The sequence below is a fragment of the Lysobacter sp. ESA13C genome, assembly GCF_019970005.1.
Classification (GTDB): domain Bacteria; phylum Pseudomonadota; class Gammaproteobacteria; order Xanthomonadales; family Xanthomonadaceae; genus Lysobacter; species Lysobacter antibioticus_B.
Map to the genome: position 1 here is coordinate 530403 of NZ_JAHXYK010000002.1, position 24548 is coordinate 554950.

The 24548-nt window shown below is 66.6% G+C and carries 20 protein-coding genes; 10 read left to right on the forward strand and 10 right to left on the reverse strand.

Annotation, left to right across the window (positions count from 1 at the left end; all coding sequences use genetic code 11):
- Positions 1 to 31: 31 nt before the first annotated feature.
- Complete coding sequence (locus LC490_RS05405) at positions 32 to 367, reverse strand: hypothetical protein (RefSeq protein WP_223619523.1); 336 nt, start codon at positions 365 to 367, stop codon at positions 32 to 34.
- Positions 368 to 626: 259 nt separating this feature from the next.
- Here LC490_RS05405 and LC490_RS05410 point away from each other — a divergent pair, with 259 nt between their 5' ends.
- The 3 genes from LC490_RS05410 to LC490_RS05420 all read left to right on the forward strand — a co-directional run bounded on the left by LC490_RS05410 (position 627) and on the right by LC490_RS05420 (position 3178).
- Complete coding sequence (locus LC490_RS05410) at positions 627 to 1469, forward strand: energy transducer TonB (protein ID WP_223619524.1); 843 nt, start codon at positions 627 to 629, stop codon at positions 1467 to 1469.
- A 73-nt stretch (positions 1470 to 1542) separates the two neighbouring features.
- Entirely contained in the window at positions 1543 to 2049 is a 507-nt protein-coding gene (locus LC490_RS05415) for a hypothetical protein (protein ID WP_223619525.1), read from the forward strand.
- Positions 2050 to 2266: 217 nt separating this feature from the next.
- Entirely contained in the window at positions 2267 to 3178 is a 912-nt protein-coding gene (locus tag LC490_RS05420) for a DUF2268 domain-containing protein (protein ID WP_223619619.1), read from the forward strand.
- An 85-nt stretch (positions 3179 to 3263) separates the two neighbouring features.
- On the opposite strand, the gene LC490_RS05425 is transcribed toward LC490_RS05420, so the two are convergent.
- From LC490_RS05425 to LC490_RS05435, 3 genes are all read right to left on the reverse strand, one after another.
- Positions 3264 to 3551, reverse strand: coding sequence for a hypothetical protein (locus LC490_RS05425; RefSeq protein ID WP_223619526.1), 288 nt, complete (start codon positions 3549 to 3551; stop codon positions 3264 to 3266).
- 132 nt (positions 3552 to 3683) lie between these two features.
- Positions 3684 to 4592 carry a LysR family transcriptional regulator gene (locus LC490_RS05430; protein ID WP_223619527.1) on the reverse strand — a complete coding sequence of 303 codons (909 nt, stop codon included), beginning with the start codon at positions 4590 to 4592 and terminating at the stop codon, positions 3684 to 3686.
- Positions 4593 to 4629: 37 nt separating this feature from the next.
- Positions 4630 to 5229, reverse strand: coding sequence for an isochorismatase family protein (locus LC490_RS05435; protein ID WP_343223001.1), 600 nt, complete (start codon positions 5227 to 5229; stop codon positions 4630 to 4632).
- 382 nt (positions 5230 to 5611) lie between these two features.
- Here LC490_RS05435 and LC490_RS05440 point away from each other — a divergent pair, with 382 nt between their 5' ends.
- The 3 genes from LC490_RS05440 to LC490_RS05450 all read left to right on the forward strand — a co-directional run bounded on the left by LC490_RS05440 (position 5612) and on the right by LC490_RS05450 (position 8914).
- The gene (locus tag LC490_RS05440) at positions 5612 to 6739 is read left to right on the forward strand and encodes a serine hydrolase domain-containing protein (protein WP_223619529.1); all 1128 of its coding nucleotides are present in this window, start codon (positions 5612 to 5614) and stop codon (positions 6737 to 6739) included.
- Positions 6740 to 6946: 207 nt separating this feature from the next.
- Complete coding sequence (locus LC490_RS05445) at positions 6947 to 7669, forward strand: hypothetical protein (RefSeq protein ID WP_223619530.1); 723 nt, start codon at positions 6947 to 6949, stop codon at positions 7667 to 7669.
- 198 nt (positions 7670 to 7867) lie between these two features.
- Positions 7868 to 8914, forward strand: a complete 1047-nt coding sequence (locus LC490_RS05450; protein ID WP_223619531.1) for a saccharopine dehydrogenase NADP-binding domain-containing protein — start codon at positions 7868 to 7870, stop codon at positions 8912 to 8914.
- 55 nt (positions 8915 to 8969) lie between these two features.
- On the opposite strand, the gene LC490_RS05455 is transcribed toward LC490_RS05450, so the two are convergent.
- Positions 8970 to 10325 (reverse strand): hypothetical protein, encoded by a 1356-nt coding sequence (locus LC490_RS05455; protein WP_223619532.1) that lies wholly within the window; start codon positions 10323 to 10325, stop codon positions 8970 to 8972.
- Positions 10326 to 10538: 213 nt separating this feature from the next.
- Here LC490_RS05455 and LC490_RS05460 point away from each other — a divergent pair, with 213 nt between their 5' ends.
- On the forward strand, positions 10539 to 11849 hold the full coding sequence (locus LC490_RS05460) for a hypothetical protein (protein ID WP_223619533.1): 1311 nt from the start codon (positions 10539 to 10541) through the stop codon (positions 11847 to 11849).
- Between the two features lie 136 nt (positions 11850 to 11985).
- Here LC490_RS05460 and LC490_RS05465 read toward each other — a convergent pair whose 3' ends face one another.
- On the reverse strand, positions 11986 to 13353 hold the full coding sequence (locus LC490_RS05465; RefSeq protein ID WP_223619534.1) for an alpha/beta fold hydrolase: 1368 nt from the start codon (positions 13351 to 13353) through the stop codon (positions 11986 to 11988).
- 490 nt (positions 13354 to 13843) lie between these two features.
- Here LC490_RS05465 and LC490_RS05470 point away from each other — a divergent pair, with 490 nt between their 5' ends.
- A complete protein-coding gene (locus tag LC490_RS05470; RefSeq protein WP_223619535.1) occupies positions 13844 to 15286 on the forward strand; it encodes a hypothetical protein in 1443 nt (480 codons plus the stop codon).
- A gap of 80 nt (positions 15287 to 15366) precedes the next feature.
- Here LC490_RS05470 and LC490_RS05475 read toward each other — a convergent pair whose 3' ends face one another.
- The gene (locus LC490_RS05475; protein ID WP_223619536.1) at positions 15367 to 16827 is read right to left on the reverse strand and encodes a TIGR04222 domain-containing membrane protein; all 1461 of its coding nucleotides are present in this window, start codon (positions 16825 to 16827) and stop codon (positions 15367 to 15369) included.
- Positions 16828 to 17861: 1034 nt separating this feature from the next.
- Between LC490_RS05475 and LC490_RS05480 the strand changes: the two genes are divergently transcribed.
- On the forward strand, positions 17862 to 18173 hold the full coding sequence (locus LC490_RS05480; RefSeq protein WP_223619537.1) for a DUF2782 domain-containing protein: 312 nt from the start codon (positions 17862 to 17864) through the stop codon (positions 18171 to 18173).
- Positions 18174 to 18186: 13 nt separating this feature from the next.
- On the opposite strand, the gene LC490_RS05485 is transcribed toward LC490_RS05480, so the two are convergent.
- Both LC490_RS05485 and LC490_RS05490 read right to left on the reverse strand, forming a co-directional pair.
- Positions 18187 to 18999 carry an isocitrate lyase/phosphoenolpyruvate mutase family protein gene (locus tag LC490_RS05485; protein ID WP_223619538.1) on the reverse strand — a complete coding sequence of 271 codons (813 nt, stop codon included), beginning with the start codon at positions 18997 to 18999 and terminating at the stop codon, positions 18187 to 18189.
- Positions 19000 to 19104: 105 nt separating this feature from the next.
- On the reverse strand, positions 19105 to 19956 hold the full coding sequence (locus LC490_RS05490; protein WP_223619539.1) for a M28 family metallopeptidase: 852 nt from the start codon (positions 19954 to 19956) through the stop codon (positions 19105 to 19107).
- A gap of 202 nt (positions 19957 to 20158) precedes the next feature.
- Between LC490_RS05490 and LC490_RS05495 the strand changes: the two genes are divergently transcribed.
- Positions 20159 to 20806, forward strand: coding sequence for a response regulator (locus LC490_RS05495; RefSeq protein WP_031371689.1), 648 nt, complete (start codon positions 20159 to 20161; stop codon positions 20804 to 20806).
- Between the two features lie 291 nt (positions 20807 to 21097).
- Here the strand turns inward: LC490_RS05495 and LC490_RS05500 are convergent, their stop codons facing one another.
- Positions 21098 to 24484 carry an Rne/Rng family ribonuclease gene (locus LC490_RS05500; protein ID WP_223619540.1) on the reverse strand — a complete coding sequence of 1129 codons (3387 nt, stop codon included), beginning with the start codon at positions 24482 to 24484 and terminating at the stop codon, positions 21098 to 21100.
- Positions 24485 to 24548: the final 64 nt, after the last annotated feature.

The following is a 24548-nucleotide window of genomic DNA, read 5'->3' on the forward strand; positions in this document are numbered from 1 at the left end:
ACGTATAAAGGTTCATCCTGTCTGAAGCCGCTTAGTAGCTCGGCTTAACTAACGTCCACAATTCATTGAGGTCGCGCAGGCCGATGTTGGGCGAGCGGGCTCGGAACATCAGGTTCAATTTATCGTCGGCGCGCTCGATCGCCTGCGGATCGCCGCTGGCCTCGGCCTTGGTGAGTTCATCACGGGCGTCACTGATAAACCGGCTGAGCATGTCCTCCAGTGCCCAGATCGCCATTTCGAACGGCGGGTTGCCACGGGAATTGCTCGCCGCGGCTTTAAGCGTGCCGGCGAGCGCTTCTATCAGGTCAGGATAGTCCTTGAGCATGTCGCGCAGGCGCTGCGGGACAGGGGGCGTTGTGCGGTCCATGCAGTGTCTCGTTCCTGCTGGGGCGATGGTTCATTTTACAGCCGATGAAGGGGGCTGGATTCTCCGATAAACATTGCGTTGTGTTGTTTTGGCGCACGGAGCACATTCCGCAGTCGATTTCACGTCCTCCCCGCATGTGTGATTGTGTTGCAGCCGATTCACCGCTGTATTCGTAATCTCCGGGCAGGCTCGGCCGTGCCGGGTCTGTCGATGTACTGCTTCGCAGGCATCGATTTGGAAATGGCCCAGGAGCTATCGAATGAAATTTGCAGCCGTTGCAGCTGTGGCGCTGTTTACCTTGAGCGGCGCCACGGTCGCGGGGAAAAGGGACGTCGACGAAGTGCGTGCGCGCTCGGAGATGAGCATGGTCGTCACCGGCAAGGTCCGCATCAAGGCCGATGGCAGTGTCGAAGGCCTGGATGTGGATAAGCCGAGCGAGCTGCCGAAAGGCGTCGTTGAACTCGTGCAGCACACCGTGCCGCATTGGCGGTTCGAGCCGGCCGCTGCCGGCAAGGAGTCTGCCGAGGCGTTGAATATGTCGGTTCGTGTCGTCGGCCGCAAACAGGCCGACGGTAATTATCAGTTGACGATGCGGAGCGCGAATTTCGCCGACCCCGATCCGGGCACTGTGTTGAAGGCGCGATCGCTTCCTCCGCCGAGCTATCCGAGCGCGTTGGAAGGCACGAATGCCGCGGGTACGGTGTACGTGCTGGTGCGGGTCGGCGAGGCGGGTGATGCGCAAGAGGTGTTCGCCGAGCAGGTCAACTTGAGCGTGGTTGCCGAAGAAAAGGAAATGCAGAGGCTCCGCAAGGAGTTCGCGCGTTCGGCGGTCAGCGCGGCCAAGCGCTGGAAGTTCGAGCTGCCGAAGAACGATGGAGAAGCCAGTGCCTGGACGGCTCGGGTTCCCGTCGAATATGTCCAGCTCGGCCAGAAGCGCGTTAAATACGGGCAATGGGAGGTCTATGTCCCAGGTCCCCATCAGCAAGCCCCTTGGTACAAGGACGACGATACGGCCGGGCTCGGCGTGGATGCGTTCGCCAACAACGAACCGCAGTTGCTCGGGCAGGGCCGCCGGTTGTTGACGAAGCTGGCGCAAGAGTGATCGAGTGCCGTGCTCAGGCTACGGAGCTATCTCGGGCGCATTGTTTTTCCATTGAGCGGGACGGGAACACCGAATGCATGACCTGAAAAAATCCGCGGCGGCGGTGGCTATCGCCGTGTCGGCGCTCGCCGCGAACGCGGCCGAGCTGCCCGCGACCAAGACCGATGAGCGTGTCGGCAGGATCGAGGAAATGCTTGGAGGAAAGGCCGGAGCCGCCGCGGTCAAGGCCTGTCTAGATGCGCACGCATCGGAAAAGTTCGTGCCGATGATCGAGAGCATATGGCACGCGCACTTGGACGGGGTCGGAATGACGACCGTCGATATCAGCGGCAAGCGCCAGAGTTGCTACTACAACGTCAAGACTCGAAGCATAGAGCGGCTGCACTCGCCGTTCGATGCTTCCGGGCCGCTCTTTCTCGCTGCCGAGGCGCATCCGGCAAAGCCCGAGGGCGAGTGCATCGTCGCCAAGCGCGTCGAGGTGGCAGGCGTGTTCCGGGGTTGGATGGTGGCGCAGCGGCCGCCGCAGGCCGAGCCTGGGCCGGACGCCTGTTCCGTGCCGGTTTGGGAGGACATCCGCTAGTTCGTCGAGCAGATGGATTCAAGCCATCGTGGTGCGAAAGGCGGGGTGACTGTCGTCACTTTTGGCCGGCGCCTGGGTATGAGGTGATGTACGCGTAGACGCGCCCGGCAAAGCTTCGGGCGCGTCGGTTCGTCCATTCGGCAGCCGATGTCCGGCTGCGCAAGCCTCCAGGATCGAAATCGTGCCCAAGTTACCGTGCTCCGCTGTTTTCCTCTCCGTGCTCGCAGCGTCCACCTTCGTGCACGCGGCGCCCAGGCCGGAACCCGAAATCCTGACGGAAGACGTCACCCGCTTCTATGCGTTGTACGACGCCACCGGCGGCCAGCCGACGGTGGAGCAGATCGACAAGGACTATCTCGCCAAGGGCACACGAAGCTTGAGCGAGTTCGCCAGGCTCAGGCGGGTGACGGCGCAGAGCATCGCCGACCGGCTGGCGAAGGACCCGGCCGTGTACGCGAAGGCGAAGGACTGTCTGGTCAAGTTGCCGGAGGTGAAGCAGCGGGTCGCAACGGCGCTGGGCAAGCTTGCGACCTTGTATCCCGAGGCGCGATTCCCGCCAGTGGCGGTTGTGGTCGGCCGCGGACGGCCGGTGGGAATAGCGGATAACGGCGGCCTCACCATCGGTCTGGAAGCCTTGTGCTCGGCCGATTTCATGAACCCGGACGCAGAAGACCGCTTCGTCCACGTCATCGCCCATGAGTACGCCCACATCCAGCAGACGGGGCCGACCGAGTTCGAGCCGGGCGACCCGAACGCCACCGCCCTGCGCTTCGCGCTGATCGAGGGCGGGGCCGAGTTCGTCGCCGAACTGATCTCGGGCAACGTCGGCAACGGCCGGCACGCCGAGTGGACCCGCGGCAAGGAAGCCGAGATCGAGTCCGCCTTCGCAGACATTATGGACGGCACCGACTTGTCCGCCTGGTTCGCCAACTACCGCAGTCCGGACGAGCCCTACGACTTGGGGTATTGGGTGGGGTACCGGATCGCCAAGGCTTATTACCTGGGATCGAAGGATCGCAAGGCCGCGCTCAAGAACATCATCGAATTCGACGACCCGAAGGCGTTGCTGGCGCAGAGCGGCTGGACGCCGGGCATGCGCTTGCCGGCCAAGATTTCCGGCGAAGAATGAGGCGGCTTGAGCGCCGCATCGCGCGTCGGGTTCGAGCGAACCCGGCGGCGTTTTTTCACTAAGGCGGGCAGGGCCGGTGACGAGACTAACGCGCTATGCCGCCTGCGCTGCCGGAGCGGCGCCGGGGCAGTTCTAACGCGTTCACTCGTTGGTTCGCGGCCTGTATGGCAGTTCGAAGCGGTTCTGGCTGTTCTTCCGCGACCATATTGATTTCCCTTACCGTGGTTGCAATGACGTCGAGCTCGTACTGCTCTGCCGGGAGGGCGGTCAACAATGCCTTGATGTAGCGCAGGTACACCTCGCATTGGCCTTCGAGCGCGGTGATGCGCGCTTCGAATTCGGCTCGGGTGATCGGGTCGTGCTGCCTGTCCATAACGGTCTCCGAAACGGGTAGAGGGCGCACTCGGAAGCTTACGCCAGCGATGTTAAGAACGCAGGCACAGCAGGCCGTCTCCCTGCGTCGATTGCTCCGTGTACGACCCTGCCGGGAAGAACGAGATCAAGCCTACTTTCCGGTAAAGCCCTGCCGGGCCATCGCGTAATGCGCCCGCATGTATTCGGTGAACGCACGGACTTTCGGCGTCAATTGGCGCGTATGAGGGTAGAGCGCGAAGTAGTGGCGTTGGCCGGCGTGATGTTGCGGCAATACGCGCAGCAGGCGGCCGGCGGCGAGGTCGTCGCGGACGGTGAGGAAGGTGAACGCGGCGATGCCCTGGCCGGCCATGACGGCCGCATGCAGGGCGAGGATCGAGTCCAGGCGCAGCCGGCTGCCGAACTTGAGCTCGGCTTCCTCGCCGCTGTCCGAGGACAATTGCAGAGCCGGGCCATCGGCGGCATAGGCCAGCAAGGGATGGCTCTGCAGGTCATCGATCGTGCGCGGCAGGTCGCGATGCGCCACGTACTGCGGCGCGGCCACGAGCACCCGTTCGGACACCGCGAGTTCGCGTGCGCCCAGGCTGCTGTCGGCCAGCGGTCCGGAGATGCGGATGGCCATGTCGAAGCCGCCCTTGACCAGGTCGACCATGCGGTCGTCGCAGGACAGGTCGAGGTCGATCTTGGGATGGCGCTGCATGAAGCCGGGCAGCCACTGCGCCAGCTCGAGTGCGCCGATGGCATGCGGAAGGCTGAGCCGCAGCACGCCGGACGGCAGCTCGGGGTCGGTGTTCAATCGCTGCCGGGCTGCGTCGATCCGGTCGAGGATGTCGACGCAGTCGCGGTAGTACTGCGCACCGGCCTCGGTGGCGGTCAGGTTGCGGCTGTTGCGGTTCAACAGGCGCACGCCGAGCTGGGTTTCCAACTGGCCCAGCTGGCGCGAGACCGAGGTGTGGGTGGTGCCCAGGCGCTCGGCCGCCTTGGTGAAACTGCCGGATTCGATGATGCTTCGGTAGGCGCGCATGGCCGACAATTGATCCATCACTCGACTCCGGTCGTCAGCACTCCGGCGAAGGGTATCAGCGGACCGGCAACGAGAGAATCTGATCGGTGCTCAGCACGTCGCCGAAGGTGTCCTCGATTTCGGCCAGGGCCGATGCGTGCAACTGGGCGGCGCCGACCTTGCTGCCGTCGCGCAGGTCGAGGTCGCGGGTGGCGGTGGCGTCGGAGGACACGATGACCTGGTAGCCACGCGCGGCGGCGTCGCGGGCGGCGCCGGCGACGCAGGCATGCGTCTGCAGGCCGGCGATGATCAAAGTATCGGCGCCGGCCTCTTTCAAGGCCTTCTCGATCGTGGCGGCGGAAGCGCCCGCGAACACGCTGACCGCATCCTTCTTCACCACCAGCTCGCCCTGGCGCGGCTGCATCGCATCGACGAACTTCACCGTGTTGCCGCCTTCGGCGAACAGGGGCGCACCCGCCGGCAGCACGTGCTGCACATGGATCACGCGGATGCGGTGGCGATCGGCGAGATCGATCAGGCGACGGGTTTGCCGCAGCGCCGAATCGGCGTCGGCGATCGGCATGCGTCCGCCGGGGAAGTACTCGTTCTGGAAATCGATGACGAGCAGGGCGGTCTTGCCGGCTTGCAGTTCCGACACCGGCGCCGCCCCGGCCATGGCGCGGATGGTCGGGTGGGGTTGGGGTTTCGACGCCTGTGCGTCGATGCCGCCGAGCCCGGCGATGCCGAGCGTCGCAAATCCGATCAGAGAGGAAATTCGCATCCGGGGAGCCTCGTTGTGGTGGAGGCGCCATGATGAAGATCTGCGGGCGAATGCCCAGACGTCTGTGCGAACAGCAACTGTGCGGTTTGCGCACAGATCCAGGTGCGCCCGGCGGGTTCCTGCCGGCCGCGCGCCGCCATGCCGGTTTTCGCTGCGGGCTTAAACCCTGCGGCCGCACGATGCATCCCACGCCCTCTGGACTGACACCGCTGGATGCGACACCGCAGGACACACCGTTAGCCATCACTTCATCGGCGACTTCGCCTCAGGAACCTCCATGCTGTCTGCAAAGAAGCGCTACACCACGATCCTCGCCGTTGCCCTGTTGTCGCTTCCTGGCCTTGCCGGCGCCGCGAGCGCCTCGGAGCAAGCGAACGAGCGCACCCGACAATGGATTCGGCAGACCATGAAGGACAAGCGCATACCGGGCTTGCAGATCGCGGTGGTCGAGGACGGCCGCGTGATCTTGTCCGAGAGTTATGGTTTGGCCAACGTCGAGAACCGCGTGCCCGCGACCCGTACGACCCTGTTTCCGATCAACTCGGCCACCAAGTCGTTCACCGGCGTGGCGATGATGCAACTGGCGCAAGCGGGGCAGGTCGACCTCGCGGCACCGCTGTCGCATTACCTCGACGACCTGCCCGTGGCGTGGCGCAACATCCGCGTGCGCCAGCTCTTGGCCCACACCTCGGGGCTGCCGGACATCGTCGACCAGAACGGTCTGGTTGGAGGCGCCTCCGAGGCGGCCGCCTGGAAGGCGGTGAGGGAACTGCCCATGGCGGCTCCCACCGGCGAACGCTTCCTCTACAACCAGACCAACTACGGCCTGTTGGCGCGCATCATCGCCAGGCAGGCGAAAATGCCGTACGAGCGCTACATCGCCGAACGCCAGTTCGCTGCCGCGGACATGCGCCTGTCGACCTTCGGCGACAGCTACGACCTGGTCGCCAATGCCGCCACCATGTACAGCTATTTCCCGCGCAAGACCGATGCGGAGAACGCCGAGCCGCGTCTGTCGCACTGGTTCTACGACATGCCGCAGGCCCTTTGGGCCGGCGGCGGCATCCAGACCACGGCCGATGAAGTGGCCGGCTGGATCATCGCGCTGTCGAACGGGCGCCTGATCGATCGCGCCCTGGTCCAACGCATGTGGACGCCGGAAACATTGAACAGCGGCGCGGACGGTGCCTGGGCGGCCGGCTGGCCGGTCCTGGCGAAGTCGCCCGACCGCCAGGTGGCCGGCATCGGCGGTGCGCGTGCCGCCTTCGTGGTCTATCCGGACCGGCGACTGGCCATCGTGGTGTTGACCAATCTGGTCGGCGCCAACCCGGAAGGCTTCATCCCGCAGATCGCGGAGTTTTATCGGCCTTCGCAAACGAAGAGCGAGGCGAAGCCGGCCGGCTGATCCGGAAGGTGCCGACAGACCCCGGGTAATCGGTCGGCATCTGGCACGGGCGTGCCGGTCGATTTCGATCTCGGGGCGAACGGCTTGACCGGCGGCCGACGCCCGTCGAGTATCCATGCCAGCAGTCGGCTTGCTGGCGTGCCCGGTCGATCGCATCGCTGTCATGGCTGCTGCGCAAGGGCGACGGCGACATCGATGGGGGAATGGATGAAGACCGGCTACAAGTTCGGTGCGGCATTGGCTGTCGTGCCTTTATCGCTGCTGCTGACCGGCGCGACGGGCAACGGCTATTGGATGATCGGATTGCCGTTGGGACTGGTGGCCGTGTGCCTTTATGGGAACGATTTTCATGGCGAGTTGGTGAAAGCCACCGACATGAAGGCGTGGTCGTTGCGCAGAGTGATGTTGCAGTTGCCGCAGTTCGCTACGGCCGTGGTCTGCGTGATCGGCGGCGTCATCGCCCTGGCGGTGTTGCTGTGGTCGCTGCGGGACGGCCAAGAGCTCGGTACGAAGTCACTGATGGCGGTGTTGCTGGCCTGTTTCATAGCCGGCGGCATCGCCCTCTTCATCCAGGGCATTCGCGGTCCTGCGCCGGAGATAAAGGATTGGTTCGCGGTGGAATTCGACGACGTCGATGTGCGGATCCGCGCAAATCCGCCGCGTTCGTCGCCGGTCGATACCGGCTTCCCGTGGGCTTCGATCGAACGCGTCATCTTCGAAGACGGGGGCTTCGGCAGCAGCGACGTCTTCTACCTCTTCACCAGCGTCGCTACCGATCCTTTCGTCGTACTGACCGAAGGCGAGGGCGGCGCGGAATTCTCTGGTGCCTTGTGCGAGCGGGGGCACTTCCCGCCGGAGATATTTGCGCAGGCAATGCGCTCGTCGGGCGGCGGTTGTTATGTGTGGCCGCCGGCGACGTCCGCCGAGTAGAGGCTCGCGCGACTGCGTCCTGTCTACGCCCAGGCAGGAGAGGGCGCCTGAGCCCGCCTGAGGCGTACTCGGCTCGGGGGCGTGTCGCATCGGCGTAATGCGAGCGCCGGCCGAGCAACTAAAGATTTCGATAGCGCCGTCGTGCCGGTTCGCGGTTTCCTATGCGTGCCCGATCCGCGGGCATCACGGAAGCGCACGATGTCGATCAATCCAGCAGCAGCCCCGAATTCCCAGGCGACCCAGAATCGTCGCGTCGCCGTGTTCGGCGCTTATGGCCATACCGGCCGTTTCGTGATCGCGCGTTTGCGTGAGCGTGGCTGGGTGCCGGTGGCCTGCGGCCGCGACGCCGAGCGCTTGGTCGCACTCGACGACGCTTTCCCCGGGATCGATCGCTTCGTCGCTTCGGTCGACGACCCGGCTTCGCTGGATCGGGCGCTCGCAGGCACGGTCGCGGTGATCAACTGCGCCGGGCCGTTCAGCGATACCGCGGTGCCGGTGGTCGAGGCGGCGTTGCGTGCAAAGGTGCACTACCTGGATACGGTGGCGGAGCAGCAGCCTGCGTTGGCTTTGTTCGAGCGCTACGACGAGGCGGCGAAGGCGGCCGGCATCGTCATCGTGCCGGCGATGGCGTTCTACGGCGGGCTGGCCGATCTGTTGGCGACCAGCGCGATGGGCGATTGGGACGGCGCGGACGAGATCTTGATCGCGGTCGGTTTGGACAGTTGGCACCCCACCAACGGCACCCGGGTGACCGGCGAGCGCAACAAGGCGCGGCGCGTGGTGGTCTCGAACGGCACGCTGGATTTCGTGGCCGATCCGGCGCCGACGCGGGACTGGGCGTTCCAGGCGCCGTTCGGTAACCAGGAGGTGGTCGGCGTGCCGCTCAGCGAGATCGTACTGATCTCCAAGCATCTGCGTTCGAGCGAAGTGCATTCGTTCTTGAATCTCGTATCGCTCAAGGATGTGCGCGACCCCACCACGCCGGCGCCGGTCGCGGCCGACAGCAGCGGGCGCTCGGCGCAGGTGTTCCTGGTCGAGGTGATGGTGCGCAAGGGCGAGGTGCAACGTCATGCCAGCGCGCAGGGCCGCGACATCTATGCGGTCAGCGCGCCCTTGATCGTCGAAGCGATGGAGCGGGTCGTCGACGGCCGCCGCACTCGCACCGGTACGGTCGCGGCGGGCGAAGCCTTCGATGCGCCGGGTTTCCTGGCCGCACTCGCGCCCGAGCATCTCGTTCTCGCTTGATGCGGTCCTGCAGCGCGGCGATCTCGATGGCGATCGCCGCGCTCGAATGCAACGCTTACTGCCGCGGCGGATCGTCTTCGATGCGGTTCATGAAGACCCGTCGCAGCAGAGGCAGGTCGCAGGCCGGCGCGGTGACGCGATAGCGCGTGGGTGCCTCGTTGCACAGCTTGGGGGTTGGTCCGAGCAGTTTGCCTTCTTTGCAGGCTTGGCACATGCGGGTCAGCCCGGCTTCGAGTTGCAGCGAGTAATCCAACGGCCGCGCCGGGAACGTCGGATCGACCAGGTCGCCGCCGCGGGTGTTGCGGAAATAGTCGCTGACGTTCTTCTCGATATCCGCTTCGCTCAGCGGCGGTTGCGGGCCGTTGGGGCCGACCGGGTAGGTCGGCACGATGCTCAGGGTCGGGTTGCGCGGCCACTGGGCGAGGGCGTGGCAGGACAGGCACGACGAGCGCATGTTGTCGGCCGGCCCGTTCAAGCGGCCCTGGAAGCCCGGGAACGGCCGGTGCAGCCAGCTACCGGGCGTGCCCTGCCAGAGCACGCCGGCCAGGTCTTTATTGATCCGGCTCTGCTTGATCGGCGCCCATGCGCCCCAATTCGCATCGTGCACATTCGGGTCGTTGCCCCACATCAGGCCGACCGGCACCAGGTTGTCGAGAAAGCCGTCGCCGCGGGCCGGGCCTTTCCAGATGAAGGTGCCCATGACCCAGTCGGTTTCGTCCGCGTCGGGGTCGCGAATGGCGATGTCGACCTGCAGCAGCTTCAGGCGCTTGGCGCGGCTGTTCCTGTCGATCTTCGCGAGCACCGTGGGCGCGCCGTCGAGATAGTCCAGGCCGGTGGCGTTGGAGAACAGCATCTTGAACGAGACGGTCTTGTCGGGAAACTTCAACCCGGGAGCGTCGCGCGCGGGCAGCACCGGATCGCAAGGGTCGGCGAATACCTTGCCCAGCCCGACCGCGCCTTCGCTGTTGTACCAACCGATCGCCCATACGTCGAAACCGCCCGGCGAGGTCGGCGAAAGATCGAGCGGGTCGGGGCTGCGTTCCTTGGTCAGGCCGTTGACGCGTTCGCGCCCGTTCGAACCGTAGTCCATCCAGGGCGCGATCCACCAGGGCGAACCGGCCGGCATGCGGATCTTGCCGGCGCTGTTGATGCTGATGCCCGAATCGCGGACGTCCTTGAGCACTGCATCGGTATAGCGCCTCCAACTGGTCTTGAAGCTGATCGACTCCCAGCTGTAAGGCGGATGGCTGGGAACCGAGGCCGGATAGTCGGTGCGCCACGGCAGCGTAATCTTCTTCGCGGCCGGGTCGTAGGCGGTGCTGTTCTTGGCGTCGAAGCGACTGCAGGTGCCGGCCTGGGCGGCCAAGGGAAGTGCGGCCAACAGCACGAGCTTCGCGAAAAATCCGTTCATGGATCGATCCTTCCTGGCCCCTGTTTGCCAGATAAACGCCGTTTGCGCGGGTCAGCGGCCAGGGCCATCGGGAATCGGCAGCTAGGCTGTGTTTTTTCTCGAAAGCGAAACCGGGACGATGGCAGGACGGCTATCGACCACTCGATCCTCGGCTAGCCTTTACCGACCGTCTTTCGCCGACCGCTCATCGGAGATCCCGCCTTGGACTTGTTCGTGCGTCGCTCTTGCCTGTCGTTCCTGCTTGCAGTCGCTACCGCGACGGCGGCCGCCGAAGCGCCCGATGCCGAAGTCGCGGCGCGCTACATCGCCGAGCGCGACGCCGCGTGTCGCGCCGATGCCGGCCAGTTGTGGGGCGAGCCGCTGTGCGCGCCCTTGCTGCTAGTCGATGCCTCCACCCGTTCGACGGTGGCGAGCCAGGCCGTCGACGGCTTCGCTGCGAAGGGCGAGGTGTTCGTCGGCACCCTGCCGAAAGAGCGCAACGTGGCCAATACCGCGGTGGACTGGAACGGCAGGCGATGGGCGATGGTGCTGTGGCCCTTGCCCGAGGATGCGTTCGAGCGGCGACAGTTGCTGATGCACGAATCCTGGCATGCCGCGCAGGATCGGCTGCGCTTGCCCGCGCGCTCGCCGACGCCCGCGCATCTGGCCGGCTTGGAGGGGCGCATCGCCCTGCGCATGGAATGGCGCGCCCTGGCGGCGGCATTGGGGGCGAGCGACGACAGGTCGAGGAAGCACGCGATAAGCGATGCGTTGGCGTTCCGCGCCCTGCGCCGCGCCGCCACCGCGCAGGCGCGCGAACTCGAGAACCAGCTCGAACTCAACGAAGGCCTGGCCGAATACAGCGGCCAGCGGCTCGCCGGCCGTCCCGAAGCCGAGGCCTATGCCGCCGCGCAATTGGCCCAGCACGAGGGCGACGATTCCTTCGTGCGCAGCTTCGCCTATCGTTCCGGGCCGGCCTACGGATTGCTGTTGGATCGCTACGGCGATTGGCGTGCCGGTTTGACCCCCGATTCGGACCTGGGCGAATTGTTGGCGGGCAAAGCCGGTGTCGTGGTCACGCAGGACACGGCGAGCGCCGCGAAGCAGGCCGGAGCGCGGTACGACATCGACGCCGTGCGCGCGGATGAGATCGGCCGCGATCTCGCGCGTCTGCGCCAGGCGGCCGAATGGACCGCCAAGCTGATCGATCGGCCCGGTCTGCGCGCACCGTTCGTGGCGATGAACATCTCCTTCGATCCGCGTGCGCTGTTTCCGCTACCGCCGCACGGCACGGTCTATCCGACGCTGAGGGTCAGCGACCAGTGGGGGATTCTCGAAGCGAACGCCGGTGCCTTGATCGACGAGGCCTGGAGCCAGGCGCGCCTGCCGGGCGCGGGCCGGCTGCGCGACAGCGATGGCCTGTGGGTGGGCGAGGGATGGACGTTGAAGCTAAACCCGGGCTGGACCGTGAGCGAGGACGACGGCGGGCAGATCCTGCGGCGCATCGGTGGCGCCGCGGCCGGCTCGACGAGCCGGTCGCGATAGTCGCCGAGCAGCCACGGCCGAAGCAGACCGTCACCGTGGCGGCGAAGCTCTTCGAGTGCGGCATCGTCGGATCGGCCACGGGCGCCATGCAACCCATCGATGCGAGCCCTCGTTCGGTGATGCCCTCAGGCTGCGCTCAATGGGAAACCGGCAAGGGCAGGGCGCGTCCGTAGCGCCCGCCGTCGAGCTTGCCGTGCTTGATCCAATCCAACTGCATGGCGATATAGCCCTCGGCCATGCGCGTGTGCAGACGCTCGCCGGCGGCATCGGTCTCGAATTCGAGAATGCCGTGGTCGGCCTGCGGGAATACCGCGCCCTCGATCGCACGGCCTTCGGCGGCGAGTGCGCTCAAACGGCGTTGGGTTTCCTGCGAAGGCGCCTCGGCGTCGTCGCCGCCGAGGATCCACATCTGCGGCTGGGTCAGCTTGCGCAGCACCGGCATCGGGTCGTACGTCCAGCTGACGTCGCTGTCGAGCATAGCGATCTGCATCAGGTCGTCGCCGCGACGGCGCTGCACGACCTCGCCGGTGTATTCGCCCTTGAGTGCCTTCCACCAGGGCTCGTGCTGGTATTGCGTACGTAATGCCTCCAGCTCGTCCCAACCGCGCTGGCCCTTGCTCGCGGCCAGCAGGCCGGTGGCGTCGCTGACTCGACGTGCCTTCGCCAGTGTTTCGGCGTCGCCGAAACCGGCCGTGCGCAGGTCGGCGGCGACCTGGTCGCGATCCTCCGACAGCACGCTGTCGGCGAGGCCGAACACGACCATGACGAACTGTGCCTGCGACGTCTTGCTCGCCGCCAGCGGCGCGACCCAGCCGCCCTGGCTGCTGCCATGCAAACCGATACGCGAGATGCGCGCGCCGCCGAGACGGCGGGCCTCGGCGAGCGCGGCGACGGCATCGTCGGACAGCAGGTCGAAATCCTTGGAAAACTTGCCCTCGGACCCGCCGGTGCCGCGCTTGTCGTAGACGAACACGCCGACGCCCTGCGACGGGAACAGATTCTGCTGGAAATAGGCGTCGACGCCGGACACTTTCTCGGAACCGTGCACCAGCACCACGACCGGCACCTTGTCCTGGCCGCGCGGAAGCACCAGGCGCCCGCGCAAGCTCAGGCCATGGCTGTCGAAGCGGGTCTCGGCGATGTCGAAACCGATCTTCCTGCCACGGTGGCCGTCGAAGCGGATGCGGGACTGACTGCAGGTGCCGAACGCCACCTTGACGCCGTCCGGTTGCTCGGTCCAACCGCGGGTGCTGATCCACGCGCCGTTCTCGCGGACCAGCTTGCCGGTGCGCCCGTCGAGCAGGCGCCAGCGTAGCTTGCCGGGGGCGTCGGACGGCATCACGCTGACGACGCGGCCGTCGTCGAGCCGGTAGGCGCCGACGTGGCAGCGCGCATCCGCCGCCTTGGAACTCTTGGTCGAAGCGGGGGCCGCGTGGGCGCTGGCGCACGCGAAGGCGATCGCGCCGGCGATCGCAACGGCGAAGCAGAGTCGGAACAGGTTCATCGGCGAGTCCGTCTAGGGTGACTGCCGAATGTGATGCGGCAACTAAGCGAAAGGTTGTAGTGCGCGACCGTCAGCGAATGCCTGCGCTTGCGACGACTCCGTGCGGAACGCAGCCGCGATCACGAAAACACATCTGGACACGTATCGGATCGCCGAAGCGCCGGGCGCATCACGCCGTCCGTTGCGTCGGCCCACTAGCCTGGGCCACTGCTGGATGGCGTGCATGCGGTATCGCAGCGACCGTTGCGCAATGGGGATGTTGCCGGCGATTCGTGCAGGGCGGATTCGAGCAGGGCGGGAGATGGCGTGCAGCGGCCGGAGCCTATCCGGCCGTGCGCCGTCGCGGCCGGCTGCGCCATGCGCTGCGATCCGTCGGGCCTCGGCTGTGTGGCCGAGCACGGCGATGCCGCGGTCGCCGTCCAGCACACGCAGCCTCTCCGGATGCTTCCGGAGTCGGCGCTCTCCGTTTCGTAACGACCAAGGATCATCGATGCTCCGCACAGCGAATCCCCCATCGCCCCGACGCCGCCGCCTCAGCGGCGCGTTGATCGCCATCGTCGCCGGCTTGTTCGCGGCCGGCTCCGTGTTTTCCGTCAGCGCTGCCGACCCGACCGCGAACGTATTCGTCGATTTCACCGCGCATGGCCAACCCACGTCCGAGTACTCGCTCGGCGGCACGATTTCGACCTATTCCGACGGCGGCACCAACCTGATCAAGGGCAGCAACCGCACGCTGTGGACGCAGTACCTGCGCGACCTGGGGCCGCTGGTCTGGCGCGTGCCGCTGTTCCATCACAACGGCCAGGTCGGCTCGTCGGCCGGCAACATCCACGGCGGCAACGAAGGCGAAGCCTATGTCCGCGGGATCAAGGGCATCGGCGGCATTCCGATGATCGCCATCGGCGGCACGACCGGCGACAACGACATTCGCGCGACCGATGCAGCGGCGCTGGTGCGTTACTTCAACGACAACGGCGGCCAGCGCGGCGGCCCGGTGGTCGACTACATCATCGGCAACGAGCCCGACAACGGCTTCGGCGTCGGCAACTACATCGCCGGCGGCAACGGCAGCGACGGCTTCCACAACATCGCGGTGGCGATGCGCCAGGCCAGCGCGCAACCGCTATCGCTGGCCGGGCCGTCGCTGGTGACCTGGGCCGACTACAAGTACGGCGATTTCCGCCAGTTCTTCGCCAGCAGCCACGCCGATACCGACGTGGTCGATTTCCACAAGTACGGCGACGGCCAGCCGCTGGGCAACCTGGGCGTGACCTCGCAGTACGGCGACGCGATCGCCTGGTTGCGCAACGAAATTGACCTGAGCTTCGGCGACCGCGCCAATGGCATCGCCATCCAGGTCGGCGAGTTCAACTACCACACGCGCTACGATGCGCAGTGGCGTAATTCGTTCTACACCTCGCGCAACGTCGTTCACACCGCTTCGGTGATCGGCCACGTGCTGCGTGCCGGCGGCAGCGCTTATCAGTACTCCGACAACAACGGCCCGCTGGGATTGATCAGCGACGGCACCGACCTCAACGATCAGCCCGGCGGCCGCCACGTTCGCTTGCCGGCGTACTGGGGCGTGTCGGCCTGGAGCGGCGGCGCCTGGTCGCGGCGCTACGGCCAGCGCATGGTCGCGGCGACGACGGCGGTGCCGGACCTGGAAGTGTTCGCCACCGACAACGCCAAGAAGATCGTCCTGATCAACAAGTCCGAGACCACCGATCGCCAGGCCGTGCTCGCCCTGACCGGCAAGAGCAGCGGCACCTACACGGCATGGCGATATGGTCGCGGCATGGACCCGGCCAACTTCACCAGCGGCGCGCAGTTCCTGCCGCCGGTGAAGATCGCCACGGCGAGAGCGTTCTCGCAGGGGCGAGTGGTGGTGTCGGTGCCGTGGATGAGCGTGGTCGTGATCAACGTGGATTGAGGCATCGGGCCGCGGCGTTCGTCCTTGCGGGCGAGCGCCGTGGCTGCAGGTCTCAATACGGATCATCGCGAAGCGGTCGATCAACTTCCGCCGCAGCCGCCGCAGCCGCCGCCGCAACCTCCGCCTCCGCCGCCGTCGCCACCTCCTCCATCGCCGCCACCTCCGCTGCCGTCGTTGTTGAACGAGGAGGGCGTACGGATCTGTTGATAGTCGGAGAACGGGGTGCCGATCAGGACCGCCGTGCCGGCCAGCGCGACCGTGGCGGCCGGATCGCTGCCGTCTGCGCGTCGTTGCCGGTCGGCTTTGTACAGTTCCCAGTCGCCGGCCCAGGTGCGGGGCCGCTCCTGGGTCGATAGCGCGCGAAACAGTGCGATGAGCACGGCCAGGACGGTCAGGGCGATCAGGAACCCGACCGGGCGTTCCAGTTGCAGACCGATCATGATCTTGCGCAAGCCCAGGGCGGCGACCGCGGCCAGGGGCAGGGCCGACAGCAAGGCCGCCCAGGCTTGCTGCCGCGGGCTCATCAGCCAGCCCTTGCGGTGCAAGTGTTCGTCCTGCGATCGATGACGTTCGCGCAGCGCCAACAGGATTCGGGAGAGGGTCTGTTTCTCGGCGACCACTTCCAGAGCGTCGCGCAGCACCGGCGACAGCGTTTCGAGCTGCTCGGGGGGCAGGCGCGGGCGCAACCACACGCGATCGTTCTCGTAGGCTTCGCGCGCCTTCTTGCGGTCGTACTCCAGGCTGACCGCGTCGCGCGCGAGCAGCTCGACCACGATCGCGTCGGCGACACGATCGCTGCCGCCGGACAGATAGGCCAGCTCCCAACGGTCGGCCTCGTGACTCCGCCCCGGGCCCTTCGGCCCGCGCATGCCTTGCCGCAGCCAGGAGCCGGCGATCAGCGCGGCGACCATCAGGACGACGAACCAGGCCAGGAACAAACCGCCGGTCCAATGCAGCGGATTGCTCTCGTTGGCGATCGACGCGAACAGCGCATAGGTGCCGACGACGGCGACGATGCCGAACCGCATCGGCCGCCACGGTGCGCGCGGCTCTGCCAGCGCGACGCTCGCCTGCGCCGCCGAGGGCGGTCGTGGTGCGCGCGGTTCCGGCCAGAACCGGTTCGGCGGCAGGCCGAAGAAACGCCGGTAGCTGTCGATGGTGTCGGCGTACTGGCGTTGGTGTTTCAGCTCTTCGCCGCTGCCGCCGCGCGAAGGCACGTGGTGCAAGTCGTACTGCAGCACTTCGGTGCGGAAGCGCTCGTAGCGCCGGGTGTCGACGATATGCGTGTGCCAGACCTCATCGACGAGCTGACTCGGAGTAACCGCATGGGCGACGGTGACGGCGAGAAAACAGAAACGGCGGTATTCGTCGAGCGCCGCTCGCGCTTCGCTGAGAGCGAGCAGGGAAGTCGTGGCGACGCGGGTCAGGAACTCGTTGGAATCGTCGTCGTCGAATCGGTAATCGCACAGGCGTTGCCACAAGGCGCGCTGCGCGTCGGTCCATCCGGCGGTGTCCGCCGTCGCTCGGTTCGGATCGTTCATGATCGTCCCTCGGTAGTCCATCCATTGAACTGCCTGCCTATCGACCGGGGCGGCGCATGCGTTGGAGGACGCGCCGATCCGGCTTACGGCACAAGCTACGGCAGGCGCGGATGCGGCGAAATAGCCCGTTGCGGCTAGTCGGCGAGCTGCATCCCGCCGGGCGAGAAGTGCCTGTTTAGGTCTCGCGGCGTAACGCTCAAGCAAGATCACGATCAAGATCAAACGCTTAGAGCTGCCTTCGCTAAAGCGGCGGGTTACTTTCTTTTGTCATAAGCAACAAAAGTCCGTCTGGATTCCCTTCGGTCAAAGGTAACCAAAGAAGTTGCTTTTCTTTGAATCATAGGCTCGCAAGAGCGGTGCCTCCGCGGGGCTCTGCATACGGGACATCCCTGTCCCGATGAAAAACGGCCGACATCCATGCGGGCCGCCCTCCGGGTCTTCGATGGCTTTCGCGAGTGCGGGGCCGCGCACAGCAACAGCAATCCTGCAGCGACGGCGCTTCAAAGGGTAGGAGCTGCGTTGCAGAGGGATTTCCTGCGATCACAAGTCGCGAGCACGCAGTCACGATCGCCCGCGCCGGCAGCCGTGGATTCGCAGTCGCGGCTTGCACCGCTCCTACCCTTAGAGCACGGCAGCTGTTGCCCTTGCCTTGAAAGCTTGGCGCAGTTTCGGACTTGCGATGCAACTGTAGACCTGGAGGGCGCCGCACAGGACGTGCGGCGCTTTTCGATAAGACAAGGATGTCTTATCGAAAAATCCCGGCGCGAACATCGTACTCGCAGGGGAGCTTCGTCAAGGAAAAGTACTTTTCTTTGGTGACTTTCTTTTCGGGCTTTGGCCAAAAGAAAGTTACCCGCCGCTTTAGTGAAGGCAGCTCTAGGCGTTTGATCCTGATCTTTATCTTGTTTAAGCGATACGTTGCGAGACTGTTGCAGCCCGGTCGCGGCTTGCGCCGCTCCTGCCCGGAAACCGTACCCTTGTAGCGGGGGACCGCGGCCCAGGTATAGTCCGGTGCGAATCGCAAGGAGACTGCCATGCGGTATGCCGTGCTGTTATCGACCGTGGCCGCGCTGGCGGCCTGCGCCAGCCTGCCGGACCCGACCGCGGGCCTGGTCGACCCGCAGGTGCGCGTGCGTTATGCCGGCGACGACGTGATTCGCGAATACCGAGAGCCCGGCCGGCCGGGGCGCATCGTCAAGATCACGCCGGCGAATGGCCTGCCGTTCTATCTGTTCGACGATGACGACGATCAGCGCATCGACCGGCACCTCGGCGATATTCCGCCGAGGTACCAGGATGCGCTGAGGTTCAAGGTCCGCTTCGAGGATTACGGACTGATGCGCTGAGCGCAGACGCCGCTCAGCGGTCGACGAACAGTGCGTTGAGTTGCGAGTAAGCCATGACGTCGGCGCCGAGCGGCGCCGAATCGCCGTCGCGCAGGAAACCACTGGCCAGCGCGCTGGTGCGCGCGAATACCGACTGGGAAATGTCCGAGCCCGCGCTCAGGCGACGCACGCCCCAGCGTTCCAGTTCGGCTGCGGGCGGCAAGGCCGGGCGAGCGAGCAGGTTCAAGGGCAGGCCGGCATCGGCGGCGATCGCGCGCACTTGCGCTTCCTCGGTCAGGCCGGGCACGAACAGGCCGTCGGCACCGGCGGCGCGATAGCGTGCGGCGCGCGCCAGGGTCTCCTCGACCCGGCGCTCCGGCGGCGCCAGACCGCGCAGATACACGTCGGTGCGGGTGTTGACGAACAGCGCCACGCCGAGCCGCGCGCCGGCGCGCTTGATGTGTTCGATCTTCGCGCACAGCAGCTCGGGATCGCCGCCGCCGTCTTCGAGGTTGATGCCGACCGCGCCGACGTCGATCAGGCCGGCCACGGTTTCGGCGACCGCGGCCGGATCGTCGGAATAGCCGCCTTCGACATCGACGGTGAGCGGCACGCGGATGACGCGGACGATGTCGGCGACGGTGGCGACCAGGCGCCGCACCGGCAGCAGGTCGCCGTCGGGATAACCGTGCGACCAGGCCACGCCGGCGCTGGTGGTGGCGACCGCCTTGGCGCCGAGGCTTTCGATCAGGCGCGCAGTGCCGGCGTCCCAGGCATTGGCGAGCAGCAGCAGGCCGTCGCGGTGCAGGCTGTGGAAGTGATCGGCTTGTTGGGCTTGTGCGCTCATGCGAAAGACTCCGAAAGAAAAAAGGCGAGAAGAGAGAGGCGAGGGCGTAAGAATCTCACGCCGCGGGCCCGCGGACTCGCTGTTTTCGGCTATTGACGTGATCGGTCAATTTTGAGCCGCATCCCACTGGCGGATCGCCCGTTCGACCGCGTCGACGCCGCGCGCGGTGGCGGCCGCGTCGATCTGTTCGACGGTGTCGTTGCTGCTGTGGATGACTTTGATGACCTTGGCCTGGGTCGCTGTTTTCTCGCCCTTGAAGAAGGCCAGGATCAACGGCACTTCTTCGTTGCCGATCAGCGAATACGACACCGCCGGCCAGCCGGCCTTGATGAAGGGCAAGTGGTCGCTCGGCGGATATTCGCGGCCGGCGGACAACTGCAGACCGGAGGCTTTCACCGCATCGCGGCTGGCGCCGACCAGGGCGCTGTCGGCATCGGGCGTCATCATCCACAAGGTGTCGCCCCAGCCGAATACGTCGAAATTGACGTACAGCGCGGGCTTTTCGCTGCCCTGGGCGATGTAGGCGCTGGAACCGAGCAGGCCGGCTTCTTCCAGGTCCCAGAACGCCACCGCGACGCGATGGTGGGCGAGCGGCTTGTGCTTGAAGCGCTCGGCCAGGGCCAGCACGGTGGCGCTGCCGGAAGCGTTGTCGGTCGCGCCGTGGCCCTCGTCGACCTGGTCGAAGTGCGCGCCGAACAGCAGCAACGGCGCCGCGGCGGCGCCGGAGACTTCGGCGATCAGGTTCTGCCCTTGTTGCTTCTTCGCGGTTTCGAAGGCGACCGCTTTCCACTTCAGGCCCAGGCCATCCAGGCGCTTTTCGATCGGCGCGCGGCGGTTGCCGGCGCCGGCCTGCGACAGGCTGCGGACATCGCCGAGCCACGAGCCGGTCGTGGCGGCGGGCGCGCTTGCGGGCGTGCCGGCAACGGCAGCGGCTTCGCGTGCGCTCGCGGCTGCCATTGAAAGCAACAACAAGGATGTGACGACGGTTGTGACGATCGGCGAGAGTTTCTGAGAACGCATTGGGTCTTCTCGAGAGAGCGTTGGAGGGCCGGATGTGAAGCGCATTGTGCCCACTTTCACATTATGAATGCCTTGCACCGCACCATGCCGGCGCGTAGCCTCGTTGGCGTTGCAGGTCTGGGTCGTAGGGGAAAGGACAATGACTATCCGTGTATTCATCGTTGACGACCATGCGTTGGTCCGCACGGGCATGCGCATGATCCTGTCGGCGGAGACGGATATCGAAGTGCTCGGCGACGTCGAGAGCGGCGAAGAGGCCATGCCGCTGATCCGCAAGCTCAAGCCCGATGTGGTGCTGTGCGATCTGCACCTGCCCGGCGTGAGCGGGCTGGAAGTGACCGAGCGCATCGTCAAGGGCGACCACGGCACGCGCGTGATCATCGTATCGGTGCTGGAAGACGGGCCGATGCCGAAGCGTCTGCTCGAAGTCGGCGCATCCGGTTATGTCGGCAAGGGCGGCGATGCCAGCGAACTGCTGCGCGCCATCCGCGATGTCGCCCGCGGCAAGCGCTATCTGGCCAGCAACATCGCCCAGCATCTGGCGCTGTCGAACATCGACGGCGGCAATTCGCCGTTCGACGAGCTGTCGCCGCGCGAGTTGGAGATCGCCTTGCTGCTGGTACAGGGTTTCCGCCAGGAAGAAATCGCCAAGCGCCTCAGCCTCAGCGCGAAGACGGTCAACACCCACAAGACCCGCTTGTTCGAGAAGCTGGCCATCACGGACAGCATCGCGCTGGCCCGCCTGGCCGCGCAGTACGGACTCGCCGATCCCGCGCATTCGCTGTAATGCGGCTGCGCCGGCGCTGAGTTCGCGCCGGCGTCGCTCCGGGGCGCGCGGCCCCGGTTGAAGCGGTCCGCCGCTGCATGAATGCGCTGTCGCTCCGGCTCGAACGAGCCCGGTTGCCCACGCCGTCGATTCACAACCCAGGCCTGATGTCCCGGGGCGCTGACCGGTGCGTGTCGGCAAGTGCGAGCTAGTAGCGCCGCCAATGCGACGCGCAAAAAGAAACCGGCCGCATCAGCGGCCGGTTTCTTGGTGGTTACCTACCGGATTACGGCCCGGCCGGAGCGTTGCCGGTCAGGCGCGACGCTCGTCGTCGGACGACCCGTCGGTGGCATCCTGCTCGCCTTCGACCGCGGCATTGGCCGCGTCAGTGCGGGCCGGTTCGGCCGGATGGGGCAGGGCATCGAACAGGCCAGCGGTGCGCGGCGTCGTTGCCGGCGCCGCGTTACCGGCGTCGGCCTGGGCCGGTTCGACCGGAGCAGTTTCGACTGAGGAGGTTTCGACTGGAGCAGCTTCGACCGAAGCGGCTTCAGCGGCAGCGGCCTTCGGCTCGACCTGTACCGGCGGGGCCACCGGCTCGATCACGGTCGGTTCGACCGGGGTCTGCTCGATCACGGCCTGTTCGACGAGGGTGTCCTCGACGCGGGTCTCTTCGACCAGGGCCGAAGTCGGCTCGACGACCGGTTCGACGTCCTCGTTGCGCGGCGCCGCAGCCTGCAGGGCGGGCTGTTGCAGGGCAGGCTGCGCCTGTTCGATCGCGGCGACGGCGCTCTGCGCAGGCGTGACGATTTCGGCAGGCACCGCCACCGCTTCCTCGGGCAGGCGGGTGATGACCGGCATCGCCGCTTCCAGCACGGGCTCAGCGACGTGTTCGTTCACGACCGGCTCGGCGGCGACATAGGCGTTGCGCGAGGGCTCGACCCGGACCGACTCGATCTGCGGCTGCGCGGACGACGGCTCGCTGGCGGCGGGCTCGCCGACCGCAGGCTGGGCTTCGTGGCCGAGGTTCGCGAACGAAGCCTTCGGCTCGGCCGCCGTTTCCGGGGCCGGGCTGTAGACGCGGCTGGCGGCGACGGCGGCAACCGCTGCGGGTGCAGCGACTGCGGCAGCAGCGGGTGCCGTGGATTGGGCGCGCGGCGCCGGTGCGCTGCCTTCGTCCTCGAAGTCGAACTCGGGCTGCGAACGGTTCGCCGCGGCCGGGGCCGCTGCGGGTTCGCCGCCGATCTCGTCTTCGTCGTCGAATGCGTTCTCGTCCTGGCCCTGACCTTCGCCACCGGCAACGGCTTCACCGTTGCCACGACGACGGCGACGGCCACCGCGGCGGCCACGACGGCGACGGCCGCCGCCTTCGCCTGCGGCTTCGTCGGTGTCGCGCGGCTCGCTGCCGGCATTGTCGACGGCGACGGCGACGGCCGCGACAGCGGCTTCGGTCTTCAGTGCGGTCTCGTCGCTGACGCTCGGCACGGCCGGCACGGCGATGGGAGCGCCGGCGCTGGCCGATGCGGCGGCCACGGCGGCCGGCACGATCGCCGCGGCGCTGACGGCTTCAGCCGGAGCCGGAGCGTCCTGGCGCGGCGGCCTGGGTTCGCGCGGCGGACGCGGGGTCCCGCCGGCGGCCTGGGCGGCGCGCTCGTCGTTCTGCGGCTTGGGCGGCTTGGGCTGTTGCGTCTGCTGCGGTTGCTGCGGCTTGGGCTGCTGCTGCGCTTGCGGCTGCTTCTGCTTGGGCGGCTGCTGGGCGGCCTGCGGCTGGGCGTTCTGCGCCGGCTTGTCGCGACGCTGCTCGTCGCGACGCGGTTCGTCGCGGCGCTGCTGCTCGTCGCGGCGACCGCCGTCGCGTCCGCCCTTGCCGGCGTTGTTGCGGTTCTCGCCACGGCGCTGGCCGTTGCGGTCGTTGCGGCCGCGGCCTTCCGAACTGCGCGCGGCCGGTTCGGCCGGGGCCGGAGCGGGCTGCGAGGGGCCGCGGAAGATGCGCAGGATGCGCTCGACCAGACCGACCGAATGGGTCGGCGCGGCGACCGGCGCCGGTGCCGGGGCGGGAGCCGCGGCCACGGCGGGCTCGCGCGGTTCGCGCAGCGGCGCCGGTTGCAGCGGCTTGACGTTGGTGACGATCGGCGCATCCGGAATGTTCAGATGGGCCTTGGTCAGCGCATGCAGCGGCAGCTTGCGCTGGGTGCCGCGCTGGTAGCTGGGCTTGGAGGACTCTTCGCCGATCTCGTTTTCGCGCACACGGGTGACTTCGTAATGCGGGGTCTCGAGCTGCTCGTCGGCGACGATCACGATCGGCGCGCCGTGGCGCTGTTCGATCTCGGTCAGCGCGCGGCGCTTCTCGTTGAGCAGGTAATTGGCGATCTCGGTCGGGGCCTGCACCAGCACCTGTCCGGTGTTCTCCTTCATCGCATGCTCTTCGGCGATGCGCAGGATCGACAGCGACATCGACTCGACGCTGCGCATACGGCCGTGGCCGTCGCAACGCGGGCAGACCAACTGGCTGGACTCGCCGAGCGACGGACGCAGGCGCTGGCGGCTCAGTTCGAGCAGGCCGAAGCGCGAGATGCGGCCGATCTGAACGCGGGCGCGGTCCTGCTTGAGGGCGTTCTGCAGGCGGTTCTCGACGTCGCGCTGATGGCGGTTGGAGGCCATGTCGATGAAGTCGATGACCACCAGGCCGCCGAGGTCGCGCAGGCGCATCTGGCGCGCGACTTCCTCAGCCGCTTCCAGGTTGGTGTTGAACGCGGTTTCCTCGATGTCGCCGCCCTTGGTTGCGCGCGCCGAGTTGACGTCGATCGCGGTCAGGGCTTCGGTCTGGTCGATCACCAGGGCGCCGCCGGAGGGCAGGCGGACGGTGCGCTCGTAGGCGTTCTCGATCTGCGACTCGATCTGGAAGCGGTTGAACAGCGGGGTGTCGTCGGCGTACTTCTTCAGCTTGCGCAGGTTGTGCGGCATGACCTGCTCGACGAACTCGCGCGCTTCGGCGTACATCTCGTCGGTATCGACCAGGATCTCGCCGATGTCCGGACGCATGTAGTCGCGCAGGGCGCGGATGATCAGGCGCGATTCCTGGTAGATCAGGAACGGGGCCTGCTTGCTCAGGGCGGCGTCGGTGACGGCCTTCCAGACGCTGACCAGGTAATCCAGGTCCCACTGCAGTTCTTCGGCATCGCGGCCGACGCCGGCGGTGCGGATGATCACCCCCATGTCGTCGGGGATGGTCAGCTTGTCCATCGCGTCCTTGAGCGCGGCGCGGTCCTCGCCTTCGATCCGGCGCGAGACGCCGCCGGCGGTCGGGGAGTTGGGCATCAGCACCATGTAGCGGCCGGCCAGGGAGATGAAGCTGGTCAGGGCGGCGCCCTTGTTGCCGCGCTCTTCCTTGTCGACCTGGACGACGATTTCCTGGCCTTCGCGCAACAGCTCGCGCAAGCCGGCCTTGTTATGGTCGACCCCGGGCTGGAAATAGTCGCGGGAGATTTCCTTCAGCGGCAGGAAGCCGTGGCGGTCGGCGCCGTAGTCGACGAACGCCGCTTCCAGCGAAGGTTCGAGCCGAGTGATGCGGCCCTTGTAGATGTTGGACTTCTTCTGTTCCTTCGACGGCTGTTCGATATCGATGTCGTACAGGGATTGGCCGTCGACGATGGCGACGCGCAGTTCTTCCGCCTGCGTCGCATTGATCAGCATGCGCTTCATTGTTGCGTTCCTCGCGCGCTCTACCGCGCGGAACGCCATGGCGTTTCGCTATCTGGGAACTGAG

Bases quoted from the DNA above. Each gene is read 5' to 3' on its own strand.
- LC490_RS05405 (WP_223619523.1), bottom strand. From the start codon at position 367: ATGGACCGCACAACGCCCCCTGTCCCGCAGCGCCTGCGCGACATGCTC.
- LC490_RS05410 (WP_223619524.1), top strand. From the start codon at position 627: ATGAAATTTGCAGCCGTTGCAGCTGTGGCGCTGTTTACCTTGAGCGGC.
- LC490_RS05415 (WP_223619525.1), top strand. From the start codon at position 1,543: ATGCATGACCTGAAAAAATCCGCGGCGGCGGTGGCTATCGCCGTGTCG.
- LC490_RS05425 (WP_223619526.1), bottom strand. From the start codon at position 3,551: ATGGACAGGCAGCACGACCCGATCACCCGAGCCGAATTCGAAGCGCGC.
- LC490_RS05430 (WP_223619527.1), bottom strand. From the start codon at position 4,592: ATGGATCAATTGTCGGCCATGCGCGCCTACCGAAGCATCATCGAATCC.
- LC490_RS05435 (WP_343223001.1), bottom strand. From the start codon at position 5,229: ATGGCCGGGGCGGCGCCGGTGTCGGAACTGCAAGCCGGCAAGACCGCC.
- LC490_RS05440 (WP_223619529.1), top strand. From the start codon at position 5,612: ATGCTGTCTGCAAAGAAGCGCTACACCACGATCCTCGCCGTTGCCCTG.
- LC490_RS05445 (WP_223619530.1), top strand. From the start codon at position 6,947: ATGAAGACCGGCTACAAGTTCGGTGCGGCATTGGCTGTCGTGCCTTTA.
- LC490_RS05450 (WP_223619531.1), top strand. From the start codon at position 7,868: ATGTCGATCAATCCAGCAGCAGCCCCGAATTCCCAGGCGACCCAGAAT.
- LC490_RS05455 (WP_223619532.1), bottom strand. From the start codon at position 10,325: ATGAACGGATTTTTCGCGAAGCTCGTGCTGTTGGCCGCACTTCCCTTG.
- LC490_RS05465 (WP_223619534.1), bottom strand. From the start codon at position 13,353: ATGAACCTGTTCCGACTCTGCTTCGCCGTTGCGATCGCCGGCGCGATC.
- LC490_RS05470 (WP_223619535.1), top strand. From the start codon at position 13,844: ATGCTCCGCACAGCGAATCCCCCATCGCCCCGACGCCGCCGCCTCAGC.
- LC490_RS05475 (WP_223619536.1), bottom strand. From the start codon at position 16,827: ATGAACGATCCGAACCGAGCGACGGCGGACACCGCCGGATGGACCGAC.
- LC490_RS05480 (WP_223619537.1), top strand. From the start codon at position 17,862: ATGCGGTATGCCGTGCTGTTATCGACCGTGGCCGCGCTGGCGGCCTGC.
- LC490_RS05485 (WP_223619538.1), bottom strand. From the start codon at position 18,999: ATGAGCGCACAAGCCCAACAAGCCGATCACTTCCACAGCCTGCACCGC.
- LC490_RS05490 (WP_223619539.1), bottom strand. From the start codon at position 19,956: ATGGCAGCCGCGAGCGCACGCGAAGCCGCTGCCGTTGCCGGCACGCCC.
- LC490_RS05495 (WP_031371689.1), top strand. From the start codon at position 20,159: ATGACTATCCGTGTATTCATCGTTGACGACCATGCGTTGGTCCGCACG.
- LC490_RS05500 (WP_223619540.1), bottom strand. From the start codon at position 24,484: ATGAAGCGCATGCTGATCAATGCGACGCAGGCGGAAGAACTGCGCGTC.